The following is a 546-nucleotide window of genomic DNA, read 5'->3' as shown; positions in this document are numbered from 1 at the left end:
CTCCAGCCCCGGATACGGCGACGTACCCGGCGGCGGGTCGTAGAACCCCCGCCGCTGGAGGACGTCCGCCCGGTTCACCGCGCTCGCGGCCACGTCTACGAGCAACTCCCCCTCACCGACCTCCGGATCGGCCACCTCCTCCCACACCAACGCCTCAGGCCCACCCGCTTCACGAATCGTCACAGCCCACATACCGCGAACGCTACCGCGCCCCGGCGGCCGTTCCCGCGCCGCAACCACGGACGGCGGAGGACCGCTCCGAAGCCGAAACGGCGCGGATCGTCATCGGGACGGCACGGCACGTCAACAGCGCGGCGCCGCGACCGTGTCAGAGTCGTGTCCGTCGAGCACTCGACCCAGTGCCGACGACCGGGGGCGACGGACACCGCGCCGCACCCCCTTCACGCACCACTCGTTCGGGCCTACCGCAGCAGAGTTGGGAAACGAGCATGGGAATGAGTCACTGGAAGCGCACGGTCGTCAGCGGCCTCGCCGCGACCGGAATCGCCGTCGGCGTGATCGCCGGCACGAGCGGCACCGCCGCCG

General features: G+C 71.6%; 1 pseudogene. It reads right to left on the bottom strand.

Annotated elements, in window-relative coordinates:
* A pseudogene (locus GL263_RS28730) lies at positions 1-192 on the bottom strand (NAD(P)H-quinone oxidoreductase); the annotation flags it as partial.
* Positions 193-546: the final 354 nt, after the last annotated feature.

The organism is Streptomyces durbertensis (assembly GCF_014156695.1).
Taxonomy (GTDB): Bacteria; Actinomycetota; Actinomycetes; order Streptomycetales; family Streptomycetaceae; genus Streptomyces; species Streptomyces durbertensis.
This window is presented reverse-complemented; position numbering and strand designations above follow the sequence as displayed.